We start from the raw sequence: 1,506 nt of genomic DNA, 5'->3' as shown, positions 1-1,506 counted from the left end.
TAGTTTCCATTGAAAAACAATTCCCTCAAACCCGCAGAAACCCAGCATCTTCATCCCAAAAAAGAGAATATTTACGGTATAATATAGCAAAAAGGAGATGGATGGAGAATGCTGATAATTAGAAATGAAGATTTTGAACAATTAAGCGTATTCGACCAATTGCTTCCAAAATCATGCCTAGAACTTAAAGGAGAACTGGCTGTTATCGATAAAATACTGGATGACGAAAGCCTACTCACTCCATTTATAGAAAAGCTTAATTCCAAATGCGGTAGACCCAGCATACCTCTTGATACATACATTAGAATGATGTATCTCAAATTCAGATATAATCTTGGATACGAAACCTTATGCAAAGAAGTATCAGATAGCATCTCGTGGAAGGTATTCTGCCATATACCAGTTTGTGCCGAGGTACCTGATTATACCACTCTTGCGAAACTTACCAAGAGATTTGGCGAAGATACTTTGGAGAAATTAAACACCCTAATCCTTCGAAAGGCTTTAGAAAAAAAGCTAATAAAAGCCAGGAAAATAAGGATAGATACAACAGTTATAAAATCCAACATCCACCATCCAACCGATGCAAGCCTCCTTTCAGACGGCGTTAAAGTATTGACAAGACTGGTCAAAAAGGTAAAAGATGCAGGTGTAGCAGTTAAAAGTGAATTTCAAGACAGAACAAGATCAGTTAAAAAAAGGATACTGAATATAGTAAAATTCGCTAAAAACAGGAACAATGAAGCAAAGGAAAGTGTCCGCAAAAAAGTAAAAGAACTGGTAGAAATAACGAAGGATGTATTACACTCAGCTAACAAAGTTTTAACCATGGCAAAAGATGAAATAAAGAAAGTAAAAAATAAGCAGAGATCATCAAAAGCCGCTCTTATCCAAAAACTGGATGATGCTATTTCAGCAGTAGGTAAAATCATAAAACAGACCAATGAAGTATTAAAAGGAAACACTTCCATTCCCGACAGGATAGTAAGCATCTTTGACCAGGGAGCAAGGCCTATAAAAAGGGGCAAGGCAAAAGCAGAAATAGAATTTGGCAGAAAAGTAGCGCTTGCAGAATCAGAAGAAGGTTTAATAATTTCAAGCCACGTTGAAGAAGGTAATCCTTGCGATAAAACCCTAGCCGTGCAAATGGTGAAGAAGAGTATAGATGTTTTAAATAAAGTTCCTGAAGAAGTTGCTGCAGATAGAGGTTTTTACTCCAGTGAAAATGAGAGAGAGATACAGGGCCTTAATGTAAAACATGTAGCTATACCCAAGCCTGGTAAGAAGAGCGAGAAGAGATTAAAGCACGAACGTCAGCATTGGTTTAAAAGGCTGATACGATGGAGAGCTGGCGGTGAAGCTACTATTGGTCTATTAAAGAGGAAATATGGGTTTGGCGTATGTCTGTTTCATGGTGAAAATACAGGCATATGGGTTAATCTGTCCATTTTTAGCTACAATGTCACCAAGTTAGCAAAACTGATGGTTCAAATCTGTTAGAAAATG

Annotated in this window: 1 protein-coding gene; it reads left to right on the top strand. The window is 37.3% G+C overall.

The features are described 5' to 3' along the window. Positions 1-108 precede the first annotated feature (108 nt). Positions 109-1,500, top strand: coding sequence for an ISNCY family transposase (locus AN618_RS12360; protein WP_066355648.1), 1,392 nt, complete (start codon positions 109-111; stop codon positions 1,498-1,500). Positions 1,501-1,506: the final 6 nt, after the last annotated feature.

Source organism: Fervidicola ferrireducens, from assembly GCF_001562425.1.
Taxonomy (GTDB): domain Bacteria; phylum Bacillota; class Thermosediminibacteria; order Thermosediminibacterales; family Thermosediminibacteraceae; genus Fervidicola; species Fervidicola ferrireducens.
The sequence above is the reverse complement of the archived record's forward strand: the minus strand, read 5'-3'. Positions and strand labels throughout refer to the sequence as shown.